Raw genomic sequence first — 16057 nt, 5'->3', positions numbered from 1 at the left:
CGAATCAACAGAGGGTCGCAATCATGCCGGGGTCAGCAGGCCAGCACACCCATATCCTGCACCAGGAAACGGGCTACGAAAAAGGTAACGAGGGTGCGCTGAGGTGCCAAGATGGGGGAGTGACTTCAGAATCAATGGCGACTTCCGGCACCTCACCGAGCGACGACGACTCCTCCCTGCAGCGCAGCAGCGAACTCACCCGTTTCCGGTTGGCCCCAAACCCGGGACCCATGAGTTTGGATGGCACCAACTCGTACATCATCGGCGTGCCAGGCTCCGGCCGGGTGGCTGTGGTGGACCCGGGACCGGCCGATGAAGGGCATCTGGCCGCACTCGCGGCAGCGGGCGCGGTAGAGGTGGTGCTGATCACCCACCGTCACGCGGACCACACGGAAGCCTCGGCCCGCTTCCATCAGCTGACCGGGGCTCCGGTCCGGGCGGCATCCCAGGAGCACTGCCATGGGGGAGAGCCGCTCATGGACGGCGAAGTCCTGACGGTAGGCGGCGTTGAAATCCGCGTTGTGGCAACCCCGGGCCACACTTCCGATTCCGTGTGCTTCCATCTCCCCGGCGACGGCCCGCACGGCTCCGTGCTCACAGGTGACACCATTCTGGGACGCGGCACCACGGTCCTGGACTATCCCGACGGCCGGTTGGGCGACTATCTTGCAAGCCTGGACAGGCTGGAAGCGCTGGGACCGGCAACCCTCCTGCCGGCCCACGGACCCATGCTCCCCGCCTTGGATGTAAAGTGCCGGGAGTACCGCGACCACCGTATTCAGCGACTCGCTCAAATCACGGCCGCACTCAAACACCTTGGGCAGGACGCCGCGATCAGTGCGGTGACGGATGCTGTCTATCCCGACGTCGACCCTTCTGTCAGGTGGGCGGCGGAGACTTCCGTGGCAGCCCAGCTGGATTACCTCCGGAGCTAAGCCCGGACTGTAGGCTTGAGCCCATGCGTATCGCCCGGTTTGTAGTTGATTCTGATCCCCTTTACGGCGTTGTTGACGGTGAGCCCGGCAGTGAGGAAATCACTGTCATTAACGGCGACCCTTTCTTCAACGGCGTCGAACGTACCCATGTGAAGCACAAGCTCGAGGACGTGCGGCTCCTTGCGCCCATCATCCCCCGCAGCAAGGTGATTGGCGTCGGCCGGAACTTCGCCGAGCACGCAGCGGAGCTCGGCAACGAAGTTCCCCAGCAGCCCTTGTTGTTCCTGAAGCCCAACACCTCGGTCATCGGCCCGAACGATCCCATCATCCTCCCTGAGTTCTCGGAGGAGGTTTCGTTCGAAGCTGAGCTGTGCGTGGTCATCGGCCGCATCTGCAAGGACGTTCCGGAGGATCGCGCGGACGACGTCATTTTTGGCTACACCTGCGGCAACGACCTCACCGCCCGCGATGTCCAGAAGACGGACCTCCAGTGGGCCCGCGCCAAGGGTTTCGACACCTCTGCGCCGCTTGGCCCGTGGATCGAAACGGACCTCGACCACGAAGACCTGTCCATCCAGGGACGGCTGAATGGTGAGCTCCGCCAGGACGGCAGCACCAACCAGATGATCCGCGGCGTCCGTGAACTCGTCTCGATCGTTTCCCACGCGTTCACCCTGCTGCCGGGCGACGTCATCATGACCGGTACCCCGGCGGGCGTCGGCCTGGTCAGCGAGGGCGACCGTTTTGAGGTGGAGATCGAAGGCATCGGCCGGCTGTCCAACCCGGTGGTCCGCCGCTAGGCTTCCCGCGAAACCTCAAAAGCCAGGGCCCGACGGCGGCACCCGCCTTTCGCACGAAAGGTCAGTGCCGCCGTCGAGCGCTTCCAGCAGGGAAACCGGGGCGGTGCCAAGCGGTAAAGTTGGAACTACTATGACTACTGCTTCTGCGTCGAACGCTGCCTCCAGCGCTATCCCTGCCGTCAACGCCGAGACTCCGGTCCGCGTCCGCTTTTGCCCGTCGCCTACTGGAACTCCGCACGTTGGCTTGATCCGTACCGCCCTCTTCAATTGGGCGTATGCGCGCCACACGGGCGGCAAGTTGATCTTCCGCATCGAGGACACGGACTCCGCCCGCGACAGCGAGGAGAGCTATCACCAGTTGCTGGATGCCCTCAAGTGGCTCGGCATCAACTGGGATGAGGGCGTAGAGGTTGGCGGCCCGCACGAGCCGTATCGCCAGTCCCAGCGTGGCGATATCTACCAGGACGTCATTGCCAAGCTCAAGGCCGGTGGCCACGTCTACGAGTCCTACTCCACTCCGGATGAAATTGAGGCCCGCCACAAAGCCGCAGGCCGCGACCCGAAGCTGGGCTATGACGGATTTGACCGGCACCTGACCGAGGAACAGCTGGCCCAGTTCAAGGCCGAAGGCCGCGAAGCTGTCCTGCGTCTCCGCATGCCGGACGAGGACCTGACCTTCAACGACCTCGTCCGCGGCGAGATCACTTTCAAAGCAGGCTCCGTGCCCGACTTCGCAGTGGTCCGCGCCAACGGCGCCCCTCTGTACACCCTGGTGAACCCTGTGGATGACGCGCTCATGGGAATCACCCATGTCCTGCGCGGCGAGGACCTCCTGAGCTCCACTCCGCGACAGATTGCGCTGTACCGGGCGCTCTACGCCATTGGTGTGGCCGAGTACATGCCGGAGTTCGGACACCTGCCTTACGTCATGGGCCAGGGCAACAAGAAGCTCTCCAAACGTGATCCCGAGTCCAGCCTGTTCCTGCACCGGGAGCGGGGCTTCATTCCCGAAGGCCTCCTGAACTACCTCTCCTTGCTGGGCTGGTCGCTGAGCGCTGACGAGGACATCTTCACCGTGGAGCAGCTCGTGGCCAACTTCGACATCCACGATGTCCTGGGGAACCCGGCCCGCTTCGATATCAAGAAGGCCGAGGCCATCAACGGAACGCACGTCCGTTTGCTGGCGCCGGAGGACTTCAAGGAGCGCCTGGTCCCTTACCTCCGAGCTGCCGGGTTCGTAGGGGAGATCCTCACACCGCGGCAGGAAGAGGTTCTTGCCGAGGCCGCCCCGCTGGTGCAGGAACGCATTACCCTCCTGGGTGAGGCTCCTGAGATGCTGGCGTTCCTGTTCAAAGCCGACGACGCCATTGACGTCGCGGATGACGCCCGGAAGGGACTCCCTGCCAACCTGGGCGAGGTCCTCGACGCCGCCCTGGCAGCGCTGGAGCCCATTGAGGAGTGGACGGCTGAGAACATCCAGACGGCGCTGAAGCAGGCTCTCGTGGAGGACCTGGGCATCAAGCCCCGGGCCGCCTTCGGGCCTGTGCGCACGGCCATCTCCGGCCGCCGCATTTCGCCGCCGCTGTTCGAATCCATGGTGATCCTTGGAAAGGATTCATCCCTGGCCCGCGTTCGCGCTTTCCGCGGCTAAGGACGGCTTCAGTCATGGCGATCGCAAGCTCCTTCGGCACTATCCGCGGTGTCCTCTTCGACATCGATGACACCCTGGTGGACCTTGAGTACGCCATGACCACAGCATTGCGTGACGTCAGCGAGCATCTCCTGCCCGGCCTGGACCAGGCCGGGTGGGTGAAGTTCGGCCGCATCTTTACGCACGAGACCACGCACTTCTATGACCGATACCTGGCCGGCGAGTTGACGTTCAATGAGCAGCGGCTGCTTCGCGGCCGGGCTGCGTTGGGTCACTTCGGTGTGGAACTCGGTGAAGGCGACGAGTCCCAGGCCTGGGTCTCTGAGTACCACCAGCGCCAGACGGCGTACGTGAGGGCCTTTGACGACGTCGCAGAGGTGCTCGATGCGCTCGACGCCGCCGGCATTCCCTATGGAGCCGTGAGCAACAACGTGCACGATTACCAGCGCGCCAAGCTGGACGGTGCAGGTCTTTCCAGGATCAAGGTTCTGGTAGGCACGGATACTGTTGGCGTGCCCAAACCGGATCCTGCCATTTATCTCGAGGGCGTGCGCCTCCTGGGTACGGCGGTTGGCGAGACTCTCTACGTCGGGGATAACAGGCTGCTCGACGCTGATGGCGCCACGGCGGCCGGGCTGAAGGGCGTGTGGCTGAACAGGACCGGAGAGGTAGTGGAGGAATTCACGGGACGCCAAGTGGACTCCCTGACACGGTTGCTGGCCACAGCAACAAGCGCCGTTGAAGGCACGCATCCAGCGCTGCGAATCGTGTGATGCAGGTAACGGCTTCCCGATTTGTGCAGGTGGCAAGACTCCGGTAGAGTCATTACTCGTGCTGAGGGGCACGGAGGGAAAAGCCAAGGGAAACCGAAGCGAGGAACTCCGGCCTGAAAGTCACTTTGGGATATGGTGTAATTGGCAACACTACGGTTTCTGGTACCGTCATTCTAGGTTCGAGTCCTGGTATCCCAGCTCTGAAAATCCGCGTGGATACGCAGGAATTTCGGAAGTTTCGAGTCGCTGAAGCGATTTGGAACAGAGCTGAAAGTATGAAATACTCATTCAGCTTGATCGCCGGAAACGGTGATAAAAGTGCAAGGCCCCATCGTATAGCGGCCTAGTACGCTGCCCTCTCACGGCGGTAACGCGGGTTCGAATCCCGCTGGGGTCACCACCGAATCCCCCGGAACCATGGTTCCGGGGGATTTCTTTTTGCCTCTGTTTTGCCCATAACGCCTGCCGAGCGCCCGGGACATGGATCAGGCTGGCATGATGATGCTGTGACCGCAAACGAAGACCCGGCAGCTATCCGGCAAACCCCCATACCTCAAGGTGCGGCCGCCGCCGTCGAGGCTTTGGAAGCTGCCCGCGCGGAGCTCGCGGCTAGCACCCTTCCCCTCGCCGTGCCGGAGGCCCCGGCTGCCCGTCAATGGATTCGCGATTCCCTTGCGCAACTCGACGACTACGTCATTCCCCGCTACCGCAGCCTGGACGCGCCGCTGCTGGCCGTCGTTGGCGGTTCAACAGGTGCGGGGAAGTCCACGCTGGTCAACGCGCTGGTGGGGTATCCGGTAACCAGGGCAGGCGCCATTAGGCCCACCACACGCCAACCCATCCTCCTGCACCACCCCGACGACGCCGAGTGGTTTGAAGGCCACAGGATACTTCCCAGCCTGGACCGCATCCGCGGCACTGTGTCAACGAACCCGATGCCCGCCAACCAGGCCGGTGCCGCGCCGGACGCCCACGCGATCACGTCATTGGTGTTGGTGGGGCATGCCGCTGTGCCGCAGGGCATAGCACTCCTGGACGCGCCGGACGTCGACTCGATCTCAGATGACAACCGCAGGCTCGCTGGACAGCTGCTCGCGGCCGCGGACCTCTGGGTGTTTGTCACCACGGCCAACCGCTACGCCGACGCCGTCCCTTGGCGGTTGCTCTTGGACGCGGCGTCGCGTGACATCACCGTAGCCGTGGTGCTGGACCGCGTGCCCCCGGCCGCCGAAGACGAAGTCAGGACTGACCTTAAAGCCATGCTGGACCGGCAAGGGCTCAGTGGGGCAGAGCTTTTCGTCGTTCCTGAAAGTGCCTTGGACGGGCTGGGAATGCTGCCGGAAGAATCGGTGTCCGCGCTGCGTCAATGGCTGGGAACCCTGGCAGCGAATGCGGCCGGAAGGGCGGACGTCGCACGGCGGACTCTTAATGGAGCTGTCAAGGCCGTCAGCGTCCGTTTGGAGGGCATCGCCGAAGCGGCATCAGCCCAGGATGCCGCTGCGCACGAACTCCAGACCATCTGCGTTCACGAGTATGAGCAGGCCCTCTCGCGCATTCTTGAGGCCACCAAGGACGGTGCATTGCTCCGCGGAGAGGTGCTGGCGAGGTGGCAGGACTTTGTGGGCACGGGGGAATTCTTCCGGACCTTGGAGCAGAACATCGGGCGGATGCGGGACCGGGTGGGTGCTTTCTTCCGCGGGGAGCCGGCTCCCGCGGTTAAGGTGGAGACCGCCATCGAAACCGGGCTGCAGGCAGTAATCCTGGACGAGGCCGCCACCGCAGCAGAAAACGTGGACCGGCGCTGGCGTGCTGACGCTGCGGGCCGCCACCTCCTAGGCGCCGACGACCTGTCAGGGACAAGCGAGGGCTTCGATGCGAAATCAGCCGCTGCCATCCGGAGCTGGCAGGAAGGGCTGATGGAGATGATCCGCACTCAGGGGCAGGGGAAACGGACCCAGGCCCGCTGGTTGTCCTTTGGAGTCAACGGCCTGGGCGCTGCACTCATGGTGGTGGTGTTCTCCATGACCGCAGGCTTGAGCGGGCTGGAAATCGGCATCGCCGGCGGCACGGCAGTAGTCGGCCAGAAGTTGTTGGAAGCCGTATTCGGCGAGGACGCCGTGCGTCGCCTGGCGCAGCAGGCGCGGGATGACCTCCATACGCAGTGCCAACGGCTGTTGGACGATGAACGGCTGCGTTTCCTCGACCGCCTTGAAGCGGCGCATCCAAGCTCAGGGAACCAGTTGGCCCGGCACGCCAAGACCCTCCGCCGCCTGGCGGGGGCCGCATGAGCCGCCACGGCCAGGTCCGCGAGGCATCCCAACTGCAGCGGCGGCTCGAGGCGCTGAACACGGCCCGCGAACTCGCTGAAGGCGTGCTTCCTGACGAAAACCTGCAATCTGTCTATGACGTCCTGGAGCGTGCCACCTCCAGGCGTTCATTGTCGGCCGGGCATACCGTGGTGGGTTTTTTTGGGGCCACGGGCAGCGGTAAGTCTTCATTGTTCAATGCCGTGTCCGGTACCGGGCTCGCCACCGCGACGGCGCGACGCCCCACCACTTCAGCGCCCTTGGCGGGAATTTGGGGTGAGGACGGCAGCGGCCCGTTGCTCGACTGGCTGGACGTCAAGGAGCGGCACGTACTGCCCCCAGTCCCGGGACTGGCCGACGAAGACACAGGCCTGGTGCTCCTCGACCTGCCGGACTTCGACTCCACCAGGGTGGAAAACCGGGAGATCGCCCAGCGCATGGTGGGCATGGTGGATGTCCTCGTCTGGGTCCTGGATCCGCAAAAGTACGCTGACGCTGCGGTGCACAATGACTTCCTTCGGCCCATGGCCTCCCATGGCGCCGTCACCCTGGTGGTAATGAACCAGGTGGACAAGCTCAACGCAGCGGATGCTTCTGCGGTGATGCAATCGCTGGAGGGCATCCTGGAGCGTGACGGGCTGGGGACAGTCCGCCTGGTGGGTGCGTCAGCATTAACCGGCGACGGCGTCCCCGCCGTCCGTGCTGCCATCAGGAACGTCGTGGTCCAACGCGAGGCAACAACGCGGAGGCTTGCGGCCGACGTCGTCAAGGCCGGCGCGGAACTCGCCCACGCGTCCGGCGAAGGTGAAGCCCGAGGCATCACTGCCGGCGCCAAGGCACGGCTTGCGTCTGAACTGGCGACGGCGGCCAACGTGCCCGTGGTGGTGGACGCAGTCCAGCGGTCCTTCAAGAGGGAATCGGCCCGAAGGACTGGATGGCCCGTGACGCGCTGGCTGCTGCGCTTCCGTCCGGACCCTTTGCGGAGGCTGAACCTGCGGCGGGAGGACACCAGGCCCGAACTCAACCGGACATCGCTGCCGCCCGCCGGTGCGCCGGAGCGGGCACGAACCGATGCTGCGGTCCGGGATTTTGCGGACGAGGCATCAGCCGGTGCTCCGGGACCTTGGCGGGCAGCCATCCGCGCCGTGGCCCGGGACGGCCGGGAGCAGTTGCCCGATGCCCTGGATCAAGCCATCGCCGGTACCGACCTGAAGGCGACGCAACGGCCCCTGTGGTGGGCGTTGTTCAACACCCTCCAATGGCTGGCGCTTGTGATGGCCGTTGGAGGACTGGGCTGGCTCGGTGTGCTGGCCGCGCTGGGCTACTTCCAGATGCCCGTGCCGGAGGTGCCGCGGACGGAGGGCTGGCCCTGGCCTACGTTGATGGTGGCCGGGGGAGTCGGGCTGGGCATCGTCCTTGCCATCACCGGCAGGATTCTTGGAGGCTGGGCTGCGCGTATCAGGGCGTCGGGGGCAGCGAAGCGCTTGAAAGCAGCGGTGGCGTCAGTTGCCGGGCACAGAATCGTGGAGCCTGTCGAGGTGGAGATTACGCGCTTGAAAGCGTTCAATGCGGCGCTGAAGGTGGCGCGCTCCAAGTAGGGAAGAGTGCAGTTTATAGCTCTGCGGCAGCATCCCGGACTTTGATGAGTGTGCGAAGGTTCCGGGTGGTGGTGGCGGCTTTGTAGCGGGCTTTGGCGGAGAGTTTGCTGAACGGGCTGTCCAAGGTACCGCCGGCTGGTGCCAGCCACGCTGACGCTTCGGGGCCCAGGCGTACCTGCTCCACGCCGCCCAGGGCAGCACCGGCTTCGAAGAGTTCGTCCAGCATCGCAGTATCGGAGGCAAGGGTGATGTAGCTGTGGGTGGACTTGTCATCTGCCGGGTAGGGGCACGCCTCCACGAGTTCGGCCACCCTTGCTGCTGTGAGGACCACTACCCAGGCATCGTAGCCGAAGGTCTTCCGCAGGCACTGCTCGAACTGCGCCTTGACCTCTTGGGCCTTGAGCTCGCTTTGCAGCACCACGTTTCCGCTGGCCAGGAGGGTTTTAACCTTGGCGAACGGGTAGTCCTGGAGTGCGGCCTTGAGGTCGGCCATCTTGATGTTGATGCCACCAACATTGATACCGCGGAGGAAGACGGCGTAGTTGTCCATGCCTGACCTAGTCGTTGTTCTTTCGCAGGGCCTCGGTCAGCACCCGGGCGGCGTTGCAGACTACTTCGGCGTGCAGGCGGCCCGGCTGGCGGGTAAGCCGCTCAATGGGACCCGAAATGGACACTGCCGCAATAACCCGGCCGGACGGTCCACGAACGGGGGCGGAGACCGAGGCGACCCCAGGCTCGCGTTCGCCGAGGCTCTGACCCCAGCCCCGGCGTCGTACTCCTGCCAGTACAGTGGGCGTAAACCGGGCGTTTTGCAGCCCTTCAAGAAGGCGGTCGTGGTCCTCCCACGCCAGCAGGACCTGGGCGGCGGAGCCGGCCTTCATGGACAGCTGCGTGCCCACCGGGATGGTATCGCGCAGGCCGATGGGACGCTCGGCCGATGCCACGCAGACACGCCAATCGCCCTGCCTGCGGAAAATCTGGGCACTTTCACCTGTGGCGTCGCGCAACTGGATGAGAACCGGCCCCGCGGAAGCGATCAGGCGGTCTTCGCCTGCTGCGGAGGCCAACTCCACGAGCCTGCTGCCCAGGACGAAACGTCCTTGGATGTCGCGGCTCACCAGCCGGTGGTGGACCAGCGCCAGCGCGAGGCGGTGAACCGTGGGCCGGGCAAGGCCCGTAGCCGCTACAAGTTGCGCGAGTGTCGTGGGCCCGGCCTCGAGGGCATCGAGTACCTGGGCCGCTTTATCAATGACACCGACTCCACTAGAATTGTCCATGTAATGATATTGCCGTCTCAATATCTGAGATGCAAGTTCTTTCGCTGGCCTATTTCGCAGCGATGCTGCTTCAGTGGACCAAGAACAACGCAACAAGCCAACGCAGTGAAGGGAGCAAGGCCGTGGGAAAGACACTGGCCGAGAAAGTCTGGGACGCGCACGTAGTGCGCAAAGGTGAAGGCGAAGGAGCCAACGCCCAGCCCGATCTTCTCTTCATCGACCTTCACCTGGTACATGAAGTGACCTCACCGCAAGCCTTTGAAGGCCTGCGTTTGGCCGGCCGGCCGCTGCGCCGCGTTGACCTCACCATTGCCACGGAGGACCACAACACTCCCACGCTGGACATCGACAAGCCAATCGCCGACCTCACCAGCCGCACCCAGATTGAAACCCTGCGCGCCAACTGCAAGGAATTCGGCGTCCGCCTGCACTCCCTGGGTGACAAGGAACAGGGGATCGTTCACGTGGTCGGCCCGCAACTGGGCCTGACCCAGCCCGGCATGACCGTGGTCTGCGGCGATTCCCACACCTCAACCCACGGCGCCTTCGGTGCTTTGGCCATGGGTATTGGTACGTCCGAGGTTGAGCACGTCATGGCAACGCAGACGCTGTCCCTGAAGCCCTTCAAGACCATGGCCATCAATGTTGAAGGCACCTTGCGTCCCGGCGTGACCGCCAAGGACATCATCCTCGCGGTCATTGCCAAGATCGGCACAGGCGGCGGCCAGGGATACGTCCTGGAATACCGCGGCTCGGCCATTCGCGCCCTGTCCATGGACGCCCGCATGACCATCTGCAACATGTCCATCGAAGCAGGCGCCCGCGCAGGCATGGTGGCTCCGGACCAGACAACCTACGACTACATGCAGGGCCGCCCGCACGCACCCGAAGGTGCTGACTGGGACGCCGCTGTCGAGTATTGGAACACGCTCCACACCGACGCCGATGCCACCTTTGATGTTGAGGTGGACCTGGATGCGGACACCCTGGAGCCGTTCGTGACCTGGGGTACCAACCCCGGCCAAGGCGTTTCCCTCTCGGCGAAGGTTCCCTCTCCGGAGGACTTCGGTGACGAGAACGCCAAGGCCGCTGCCGAGAGGGCCCTCCAGTACATGGGCTTGGAAGCCGGCACGCCCATGAAGGACATCCGGGTGGATACGGTCTTCCTGGGCTCCTGCACCAACTCCCGGATTGAGGACCTCCGCGTTGCCGCCGATATCATCCGCGGCCGTGAGAAGGATCCCAACATCCGTATGCTGGTGGTCCCCGGATCGGCCCGCGTTCGGTTGGAGGCCGAAGCTGAAGGCCTGGACAAGGTCTTCAAGGAATTCGGTGCCGAATGGCGTTTTGCCGGGTGCTCCATGTGCCTGGGCATGAACCCGGACCAGTTGGAGCCGGGGGAGCGCTGCGCGTCAACGTCCAACCGCAACTTTGAAGGCCGCCAGGGCAAGGGGGGCCGCACGCACTTGGTCTCACCCGTCGTTGCCGCAGCCACAGCTGTGCGCGGCACGCTGAGCTCGCCGTCGGACCTGGAGTCCGTCACGGCCGGCGGCCTGACCGGAACCGCAGTCTAGGAGGACCACCATGGAAGCATTCACTACCCACACCGGCATCGGCGTGCCGCTGCGCCAAAGCAACGTGGACACCGACCAGATCATCCCTGCTGTCTACCTCAAGCGCATCACGCGAACAGGCTTCGAAGACGCACTCTTCGCCGCCTGGCGCAAGGATGATTCCTTTATCCTCAACCAGGCCCCGTTCAATGCCGGTTCGGTCCTGGTGGCCGGGCCGGACTTCGGCACGGGTTCATCCCGCGAGCACGCTGTCTGGGCGCTGAAGGACTACGGTTTCAAAGCCGTACTGTCTTCCCGCTTCGCCGATATCTTCCGGGGAAACTCGGGCAAACAGGGTCTCCTTGCCGCGCAGCTCGCGCAGGATGACATCGAGCTCATCTGGAAAGTGCTGGAGAACAATCCCGGCACGGAAGTCAAGGTGGACCTGGTCAGCAAAACCGTGGAGTGCGGCACCATCGTGGCTCCGTTCGACATTGACGACTACACCCGTTGGCGCCTCCTGGAAGGGCTGGATGACATCGGCCTGACACTTCAGCACGAAGAAGACATCACCGCCTACGAGGCCAAGCGTCCGTCCTTCAAGCCCAAGACGCTTCCCGCGAAACTTCAGGCTGGATAGCGCCGCCCTCTGAGGCCGCAGAGCTGCAGATTATGGACCGGTGGGCACCCTGTGGGAGTGCCCGCCGGTCCTTTTTCGTCAACGTTCAACCGATGCCTGAAGCTCGCGGCGCCGGGTGCGTCCATTTCGGTTCGGTAACGCGAGCTTCTATGCTTAGCTGGAGCCTTTGTAAGTTTGGGGGGCGAGTAGTCGTGAGGAAACCGGTATAGATGAGTAGTGTTCTGACAATCCGCGGTGGCGTCCCTTTAACAGGACGAGTGACCGTTCGCGGTGCCAAGAACCTGGTGCCCAAGGCCATGGTGGCGGCGTTGCTGGGCAGCGAACCATCGGTGCTGAGGAACGTGCCGGAAATCAAGGACGTAGAGGTTGTTACCAGCCTGCTGCAGTTGCACGGTGTGACGGTAGTGAAGGATCCGGTCACGGGTGACCTCACCCTGGACCCCAAGGATGCCAAGACAGCGTCCAGTACGGCCATTGACGCGCACGCCGGGGATTCCCGGATTCCCATTCTGCTGTGCGGACCCCTGATCCATGCCATCGGTGAGGCCTTCATCCCGGACCTGGGTGGCTGCAAAATTGGCGACAGGCCCATCGATTACCACTTGAACGTGCTTCGCCAGTTCGGTGCAGTGGTGGAGAAGCGCCCGGGCGGCATCCACATCTCCGCGCCGCACGGCCTTCATGGAGCCAAGATCTCCCTTCCGTATCCCTCGGTTGGCGCCACGGAGCAGGTGCTGCTGAGCGCAACGCGAGCCGAGGGCATCACTGAACTCATCGGTGCCGCAACTGAGCCCGAGATCATCGACCTCATTGCTGTCCTGCAGAAAATGGGCGCCATCATCAGCGTCCAGACTGACCGCACCATAAGGATTGAAGGCGTCAAGGATCTCCGCGGGTACAACCACCGTGCCCTTCCGGACCGCAACGAGTCCGCGTCCTGGGCCTCCGCTGCGTTGGTCACCAGGGGCGACATCTTCGTTGAAGGCGCGTCGCAGCGGGACATGATGACTTTCCTGAACACCTACCGCAAAGTCGGTGGCGGCATGGACATCGGCGACGACGGCATCCGCTTCTACCACCAAGGCGGGAAGCTCTCCCCATTGGTCCTGGAGACGGACGTGCACCCCGGTTTCATGACGGACTGGCAGCAGCCCTTGGTCGTGGCCCTGACACAGGCAGAAGGCGTGTCGATCGTCCACGAAACCGTCTACGAGAACCGGTTCGGGTTCACCGATGCGTTGGCCCGGATGGGCGCGAACATTCAGGTGCATCGCGAGTGCCTGGGCAGTGTCCCGTGCCGGTTCGGACAGCGGAACTTCCTTCACTCCGCCGTCATCTCAGGACCAACCCCGCTCCGGGGTACCGACATCGACATCCCGGACCTTCGGGGCGGCTTCAGCCACCTCATCGCGGCGCTGGCAGCCACTGGTACCTCCAGGGTGACGGGCATCGACATCATCAACCGCGGTTACGAGCGCTTTACCGAGAAACTGGCCGGCCTGGGCGCCGACTTCGATATCACCACCACCAAGTAGCGGGGGATCCCTTGAAGGAATCGGCCAAGAGCCGTGCCACGTTCGTGCTGCTGGCGGGCATCGCACGCCCGCTGATGAACCTCCTGATGGCCAAAAAGTGGGAAGGCGTTGAGAACCTTCCGACCGGCGGTTTCATTGCGGCGCCAAACCACTGCACCGAGATCGACCCCATCGTGATCGGGCACATGGTGTACAACCAGCAGCGTCCGCCGCACTTCCTGGCGAAGAAGGGCCTCTTCAAGGTGCCCGTGCTCGGAGCCCTGCTGAATGCCACCAAGCAGATACCTGTTGAACGCTCGACGGCGGGAGCGAACCGCTCGCTGCAGGTCGCCAAGGAGGTGGTGGATGCCGGCGGTGCCATCATTATCTATCCAGAAGGCACCCTGACCCGCGATCCCGATCTTTGGCCCATGAAAGGCCATACAGGGGCCGCCCGGCTTGCCTTGCAGACCGGGGCACCCGTAGTGCCCATGGCGCACTGGGGTGCGCAGGAGGTCTTCCCGCGCTATGCCAAGCGCTTCCACATCTTCCCGCGCAAGACAGTGCGGGTCCTCGTCGGGAAACCGGTGGACCTCAGTGCCTTCGCGGACCGGCCGATGGACCGCGCCACGCTGACCGAGGCAACCGAGGTCATCATGGACGCCATCACTGCTCTCCTGGCGACACTCCGCAACGAGCCCGCACCGGCCGAGCGCTGGGATCCGGCTGTTCACAAGCAATCAAAGCACGGCCGTTTCGTTGAGCGCGGATCCTCCGACGCACCGGAACCGGAGGAAGGTAAATGACCATTCTTCAGAGCCCCGTCCCCGTGCCGGACATTGTGGCGGTCTTGGGTGCGGGATCGTGGGGCACCACGTTCGCCAAAATCCTCGCCGACGCCGCGGAGGCTGCCGGCGCTGAACGCAGCATCCGGATCTGGGGCCGCCGTCCGGAGGTGGTGGAGCAGATCAATTCGCTGCACCGCAATGCCCAGTACCTGAAAGACATTGAGCTTCCCGCAACCATCACCGCTTCCACGGACGTGGCGGAAGTGCTGAAGGACGCCACGTTGGTGATCCTCGCCGTTCCGGCCCAATCCTTGCGGCCGCAACTGGGCGAGTGGAAGCCCTTGCTGGCTCCCGATGCCGTGGTGGTGTCCCTGATGAAGGGTCTGGAGTTGGGGACTGATGCCCGGATGAGCGAGGTCATTGCGCAGGAACTGGGGCTTCCCGCGTCCCGTGTGGCAGTGGTTTCCGGTCCCAACCTGGCGATGGAAATCGCCAGGGAGCAACCAACTGCATCCGTGGTTGCCTGCAGCGACGCTGATACCGCCGCCGCGATCGCGCTATCCTGCACTGCGCCCTACTTCCGGCCGTACACCAGTACGGACGTTGTTGGCGTTGAGATCGGCGGAATCGTCAAGAACGTCATTGCCCTTGCCGTGGGCATATGCGAAGGCCGGCAGATGGGCGACAACACCAAGGCTTCGGTGATCACCCGGGGACTGGCGGAGACCTCCCGGCTCGCCCTGGCCCTTGGGGGCGAAGCCCACACCATGGCCGGCCTGGCCGGCTTGGGCGACCTTGTGGCCACCTGTTCATCGGCGTTGTCGCGCAATCACACTGCTGGCCGTTTGCTTGGCGAAGGGCTCAGCCTGGAACAGGTCGCAGAGCAGATGACGCAGACCGCCGAAGGTATCAAGTCCGGCCCTGCCGTGCACGAGCTTGCCGGCAAGTTGAACGTTGAAATGCCCATTACGGCAGCCGTGGTAGCGGTGCTGGAAGGCAGAATGTCCGTTGATGACCTGGGGCCTCGTTTGCTGGCCCGGGCACTGAAGTCCGAAGGCGACTACTGATGGTGACAGACCACTCCACCCCTGCAACCGGCCGCCCCCGCGTCGCGGTTCTCTTTGGCGGACGCTCCAGCGAACACGCCGTCAGCTGCGTCACTGCGGCCGGTGTCATGGGGGCCATCGACAAGAACAAGTACGAGGTCATTCCCATCGGCATCGCCAAATCAGGACAGTGGGTCCTGGCCTCGGGCGACACCAGTCAATGGTCCTTGAGTTCCGCAGCGCTTCCTGAGGTGGCGCCGTCGGGGAAGACCGTGACGTTGGCCGAAGTGGGCGGTGAGCACCAGCTGATCGTGACCGAACCCAACGCTGTCCCACAGGAGCTGGGATCCGTGGACGTGGTGTTCCCGTTGCTTCATGGGCCGTGGGGCGAGGACGGAACCATCCAGGGCCTACTGGAACTTTCCGACACGCGGTATGTTGGGGCCGGCGTCCTGGCCTCCGCAGTGGGGATGGACAAGCACTTCATGAAGGTGGTGTTCGAGTCCGCGGGCCTGAGCGTTGGACCGTACATTGCAGTGACGGACCGTCAGTGGCTGACCGACGCCGAGGCTGTCCGTAAGCGCGTCGACAAACTCGGGTTCCCCGTGTTCGTTAAGCCTGCCCGCGCCGGCTCGTCCATGGGAATCTCCAAAGTGGACTCCCTGGAGGGCCTGGACGCCGCGATTGAAGAAGCCCGCCGGCATGACCTGAAGCTGGTGATCGAAGCCGGGATTGTGGGCCGCGAGATTGAATGTGCCGTCCTCCAGGGACGGGGCACCGAAGCGCCCCGAACGTCCATGCCCGGTGAAATTGCAGTGGCAGCGGGGGAGCACCAGTTCTATGACTTCGCCGCCAAGTACGTCGAAGACGGTGCGGCCGCCCTGAGTTGCCCGGCTGACATGCCCGAAGAAGCCATCAGCCGCGTGCGTGAACTGGCTGCTGTGGCTTTTGATGCTGTGGGAGCCGAAGGTCTCAGCCGTGTGGACTTTTTCTATACCCCTGCAGGCGAGCTGGTCATCAATGAGATCAACACCATGCCGGGTTTCACCCCCAAGAGCATGTACCCGCAAATGTGGGCGGCCTCAGGTCTGGCCTATGGCGAGTTGATCGACGAACTGATTCATCTGGCGCTGACCCGTAAGACCGGCCTGCGCTGACCTGTGGCCTGCTGACCGT

14 protein-coding genes and 2 tRNA genes are annotated in these 16057 nt (G+C 63.8%); 14 read left to right on the top strand and 2 right to left on the bottom strand.

From position 1 onward, the window contains the following. The first annotated feature begins 134 nt into the window (after positions 1–134). The 8 genes from ACIQLI_RS21705 (at position 135) to ACIQLI_RS21670 (ending at position 8063) form a co-directional block, all read left to right on the top strand. Complete coding sequence (locus ACIQLI_RS21705) at positions 135–935, top strand: MBL fold metallo-hydrolase (RefSeq protein WP_400392330.1); 801 nt, start codon at positions 135–137, stop codon at positions 933–935. Between the two features lie 23 nt (positions 936–958). After that, complete coding sequence (locus ACIQLI_RS21700; RefSeq protein ID WP_354228489.1) at positions 959–1735, top strand: fumarylacetoacetate hydrolase family protein; 777 nt, start codon at positions 959–961, stop codon at positions 1733–1735. 130 nt (positions 1736–1865) lie between these two features. Further along, positions 1866–3386, top strand: coding sequence for a glutamate--tRNA ligase (gene gltX, locus ACIQLI_RS21695; protein WP_354228491.1), 1521 nt, complete (start codon positions 1866–1868; stop codon positions 3384–3386). A 14-nt stretch (positions 3387–3400) separates the two neighbouring features. Next, positions 3401–4159, top strand: a complete 759-nt coding sequence (locus tag ACIQLI_RS21690; RefSeq protein ID WP_400392320.1) for an HAD family hydrolase — start codon at positions 3401–3403, stop codon at positions 4157–4159. 126 nt (positions 4160–4285) lie between these two features. Continuing rightward, positions 4286–4357: transfer RNA gene (locus ACIQLI_RS21685), tRNA-Gln, on the top strand. A 126-nt stretch (positions 4358–4483) separates the two neighbouring features. Continuing rightward, positions 4484–4559: transfer RNA gene (locus ACIQLI_RS21680), tRNA-Glu, on the top strand. A gap of 106 nt (positions 4560–4665) precedes the next feature. After that, positions 4666–6447, top strand: a complete 1782-nt coding sequence (locus ACIQLI_RS21675) for a dynamin family protein (protein WP_400392317.1) — start codon at positions 4666–4668, stop codon at positions 6445–6447. After that, entirely contained in the window at positions 6444–8063 is a 1620-nt protein-coding gene (locus ACIQLI_RS21670; protein ID WP_400392314.1) for a GTPase, read from the top strand. The genes ACIQLI_RS21675 and ACIQLI_RS21670 overlap by 4 nt, the downstream gene beginning before the upstream one ends. Before the next feature lie 13 nt (positions 8064–8076). Here ACIQLI_RS21670 and ACIQLI_RS21665 read toward each other — a convergent pair whose 3' ends face one another. Next, positions 8077–8613, bottom strand: coding sequence for a DUF1697 domain-containing protein (locus tag ACIQLI_RS21665; protein ID WP_400392311.1), 537 nt, complete (start codon positions 8611–8613; stop codon positions 8077–8079). Positions 8614–8620: 7 nt separating this feature from the next. Beyond that, complete coding sequence (locus ACIQLI_RS21660; protein WP_014922101.1) at positions 8621–9340, bottom strand: IclR family transcriptional regulator; 720 nt, start codon at positions 9338–9340, stop codon at positions 8621–8623. A 122-nt stretch (positions 9341–9462) separates the two neighbouring features. Here ACIQLI_RS21660 and leuC point away from each other — a divergent pair, with 122 nt between their 5' ends. The 6 genes from leuC to ACIQLI_RS21630 all read left to right on the top strand — a co-directional run bounded on the left by leuC (position 9463) and on the right by ACIQLI_RS21630 (position 16038). Next, the gene (gene leuC / locus ACIQLI_RS21655) at positions 9463–10914 is read left to right on the top strand and encodes a 3-isopropylmalate dehydratase large subunit (RefSeq protein ID WP_354228501.1); all 1452 of its coding nucleotides are present in this window, start codon (positions 9463–9465) and stop codon (positions 10912–10914) included. Between the two features lie 10 nt (positions 10915–10924). Then, a complete protein-coding gene (gene leuD / locus ACIQLI_RS21650; RefSeq protein ID WP_400392308.1) occupies positions 10925–11533 on the top strand; it encodes a 3-isopropylmalate dehydratase small subunit in 609 nt (202 codons plus the stop codon). 209 nt (positions 11534–11742) lie between these two features. Further along, a complete protein-coding gene (murA, locus tag ACIQLI_RS21645) occupies positions 11743–13068 on the top strand; it encodes a UDP-N-acetylglucosamine 1-carboxyvinyltransferase (RefSeq protein ID WP_089595453.1) in 1326 nt (441 codons plus the stop codon). An 11-nt stretch (positions 13069–13079) separates the two neighbouring features. Beyond that, positions 13080–13853: a lysophospholipid acyltransferase family protein gene (locus ACIQLI_RS21640; RefSeq protein ID WP_400392304.1), complete on the top strand. Its 774-nt coding sequence runs from the start codon at positions 13080–13082 to the stop codon at positions 13851–13853. Continuing rightward, positions 13850–14902: an NAD(P)H-dependent glycerol-3-phosphate dehydrogenase gene (locus tag ACIQLI_RS21635; protein WP_354228508.1), complete on the top strand. Its 1053-nt coding sequence runs from the start codon at positions 13850–13852 to the stop codon at positions 14900–14902. Before ACIQLI_RS21640 ends, ACIQLI_RS21635 begins: the two co-directional genes overlap by 4 nt. Then, positions 14902–16038, top strand: coding sequence for a D-alanine--D-alanine ligase family protein (locus ACIQLI_RS21630; protein ID WP_400392301.1), 1137 nt, complete (start codon positions 14902–14904; stop codon positions 16036–16038). Before ACIQLI_RS21635 ends, ACIQLI_RS21630 begins: the two co-directional genes overlap by 1 nt. Positions 16039–16057 lie beyond the last annotated feature (19 nt).

Origin of the sequence: Paenarthrobacter sp. NPDC091669, from assembly GCF_044756725.1 — a bacterium.
GTDB classification, from domain to species: Bacteria; Actinomycetota; Actinomycetes; order Actinomycetales; family Micrococcaceae; genus Arthrobacter; species Arthrobacter bambusae_C.
Note: the sequence above shows the minus strand (reverse complement) of the source record. Positions and strands in the feature narration are given on the sequence as shown.

Coding starts and splice junctions, on each gene's coding strand:
- ACIQLI_RS21705 (WP_400392330.1), top strand. CDS start 135: ATGGCGACTTCCGGCACCTCACCGAGCGACGACGACTCCTCCCTGCAG.
- ACIQLI_RS21700 (WP_354228489.1), top strand. CDS start 959: ATGCGTATCGCCCGGTTTGTAGTTGATTCTGATCCCCTTTACGGCGTT.
- gltX (WP_354228491.1), top strand. CDS start 1,866: ATGACTACTGCTTCTGCGTCGAACGCTGCCTCCAGCGCTATCCCTGCC.
- ACIQLI_RS21690 (WP_400392320.1), top strand. CDS start 3,401: ATGGCGATCGCAAGCTCCTTCGGCACTATCCGCGGTGTCCTCTTCGAC.
- ACIQLI_RS21670 (WP_400392314.1), top strand. CDS start 6,444: ATGAGCCGCCACGGCCAGGTCCGCGAGGCATCCCAACTGCAGCGGCGG.
- ACIQLI_RS21665 (WP_400392311.1), bottom strand. CDS start 8,613: ATGGACAACTACGCCGTCTTCCTCCGCGGTATCAATGTTGGTGGCATC.
- ACIQLI_RS21660 (WP_014922101.1), bottom strand. CDS start 9,340: ATGGACAATTCTAGTGGAGTCGGTGTCATTGATAAAGCGGCCCAGGTA.
- leuD (WP_400392308.1), top strand. CDS start 10,925: ATGGAAGCATTCACTACCCACACCGGCATCGGCGTGCCGCTGCGCCAA.
- murA (WP_089595453.1), top strand. CDS start 11,743: ATGAGTAGTGTTCTGACAATCCGCGGTGGCGTCCCTTTAACAGGACGA.
- ACIQLI_RS21635 (WP_354228508.1), top strand. CDS start 13,850: ATGACCATTCTTCAGAGCCCCGTCCCCGTGCCGGACATTGTGGCGGTC.
- ACIQLI_RS21630 (WP_400392301.1), top strand. CDS start 14,902: ATGGTGACAGACCACTCCACCCCTGCAACCGGCCGCCCCCGCGTCGCG.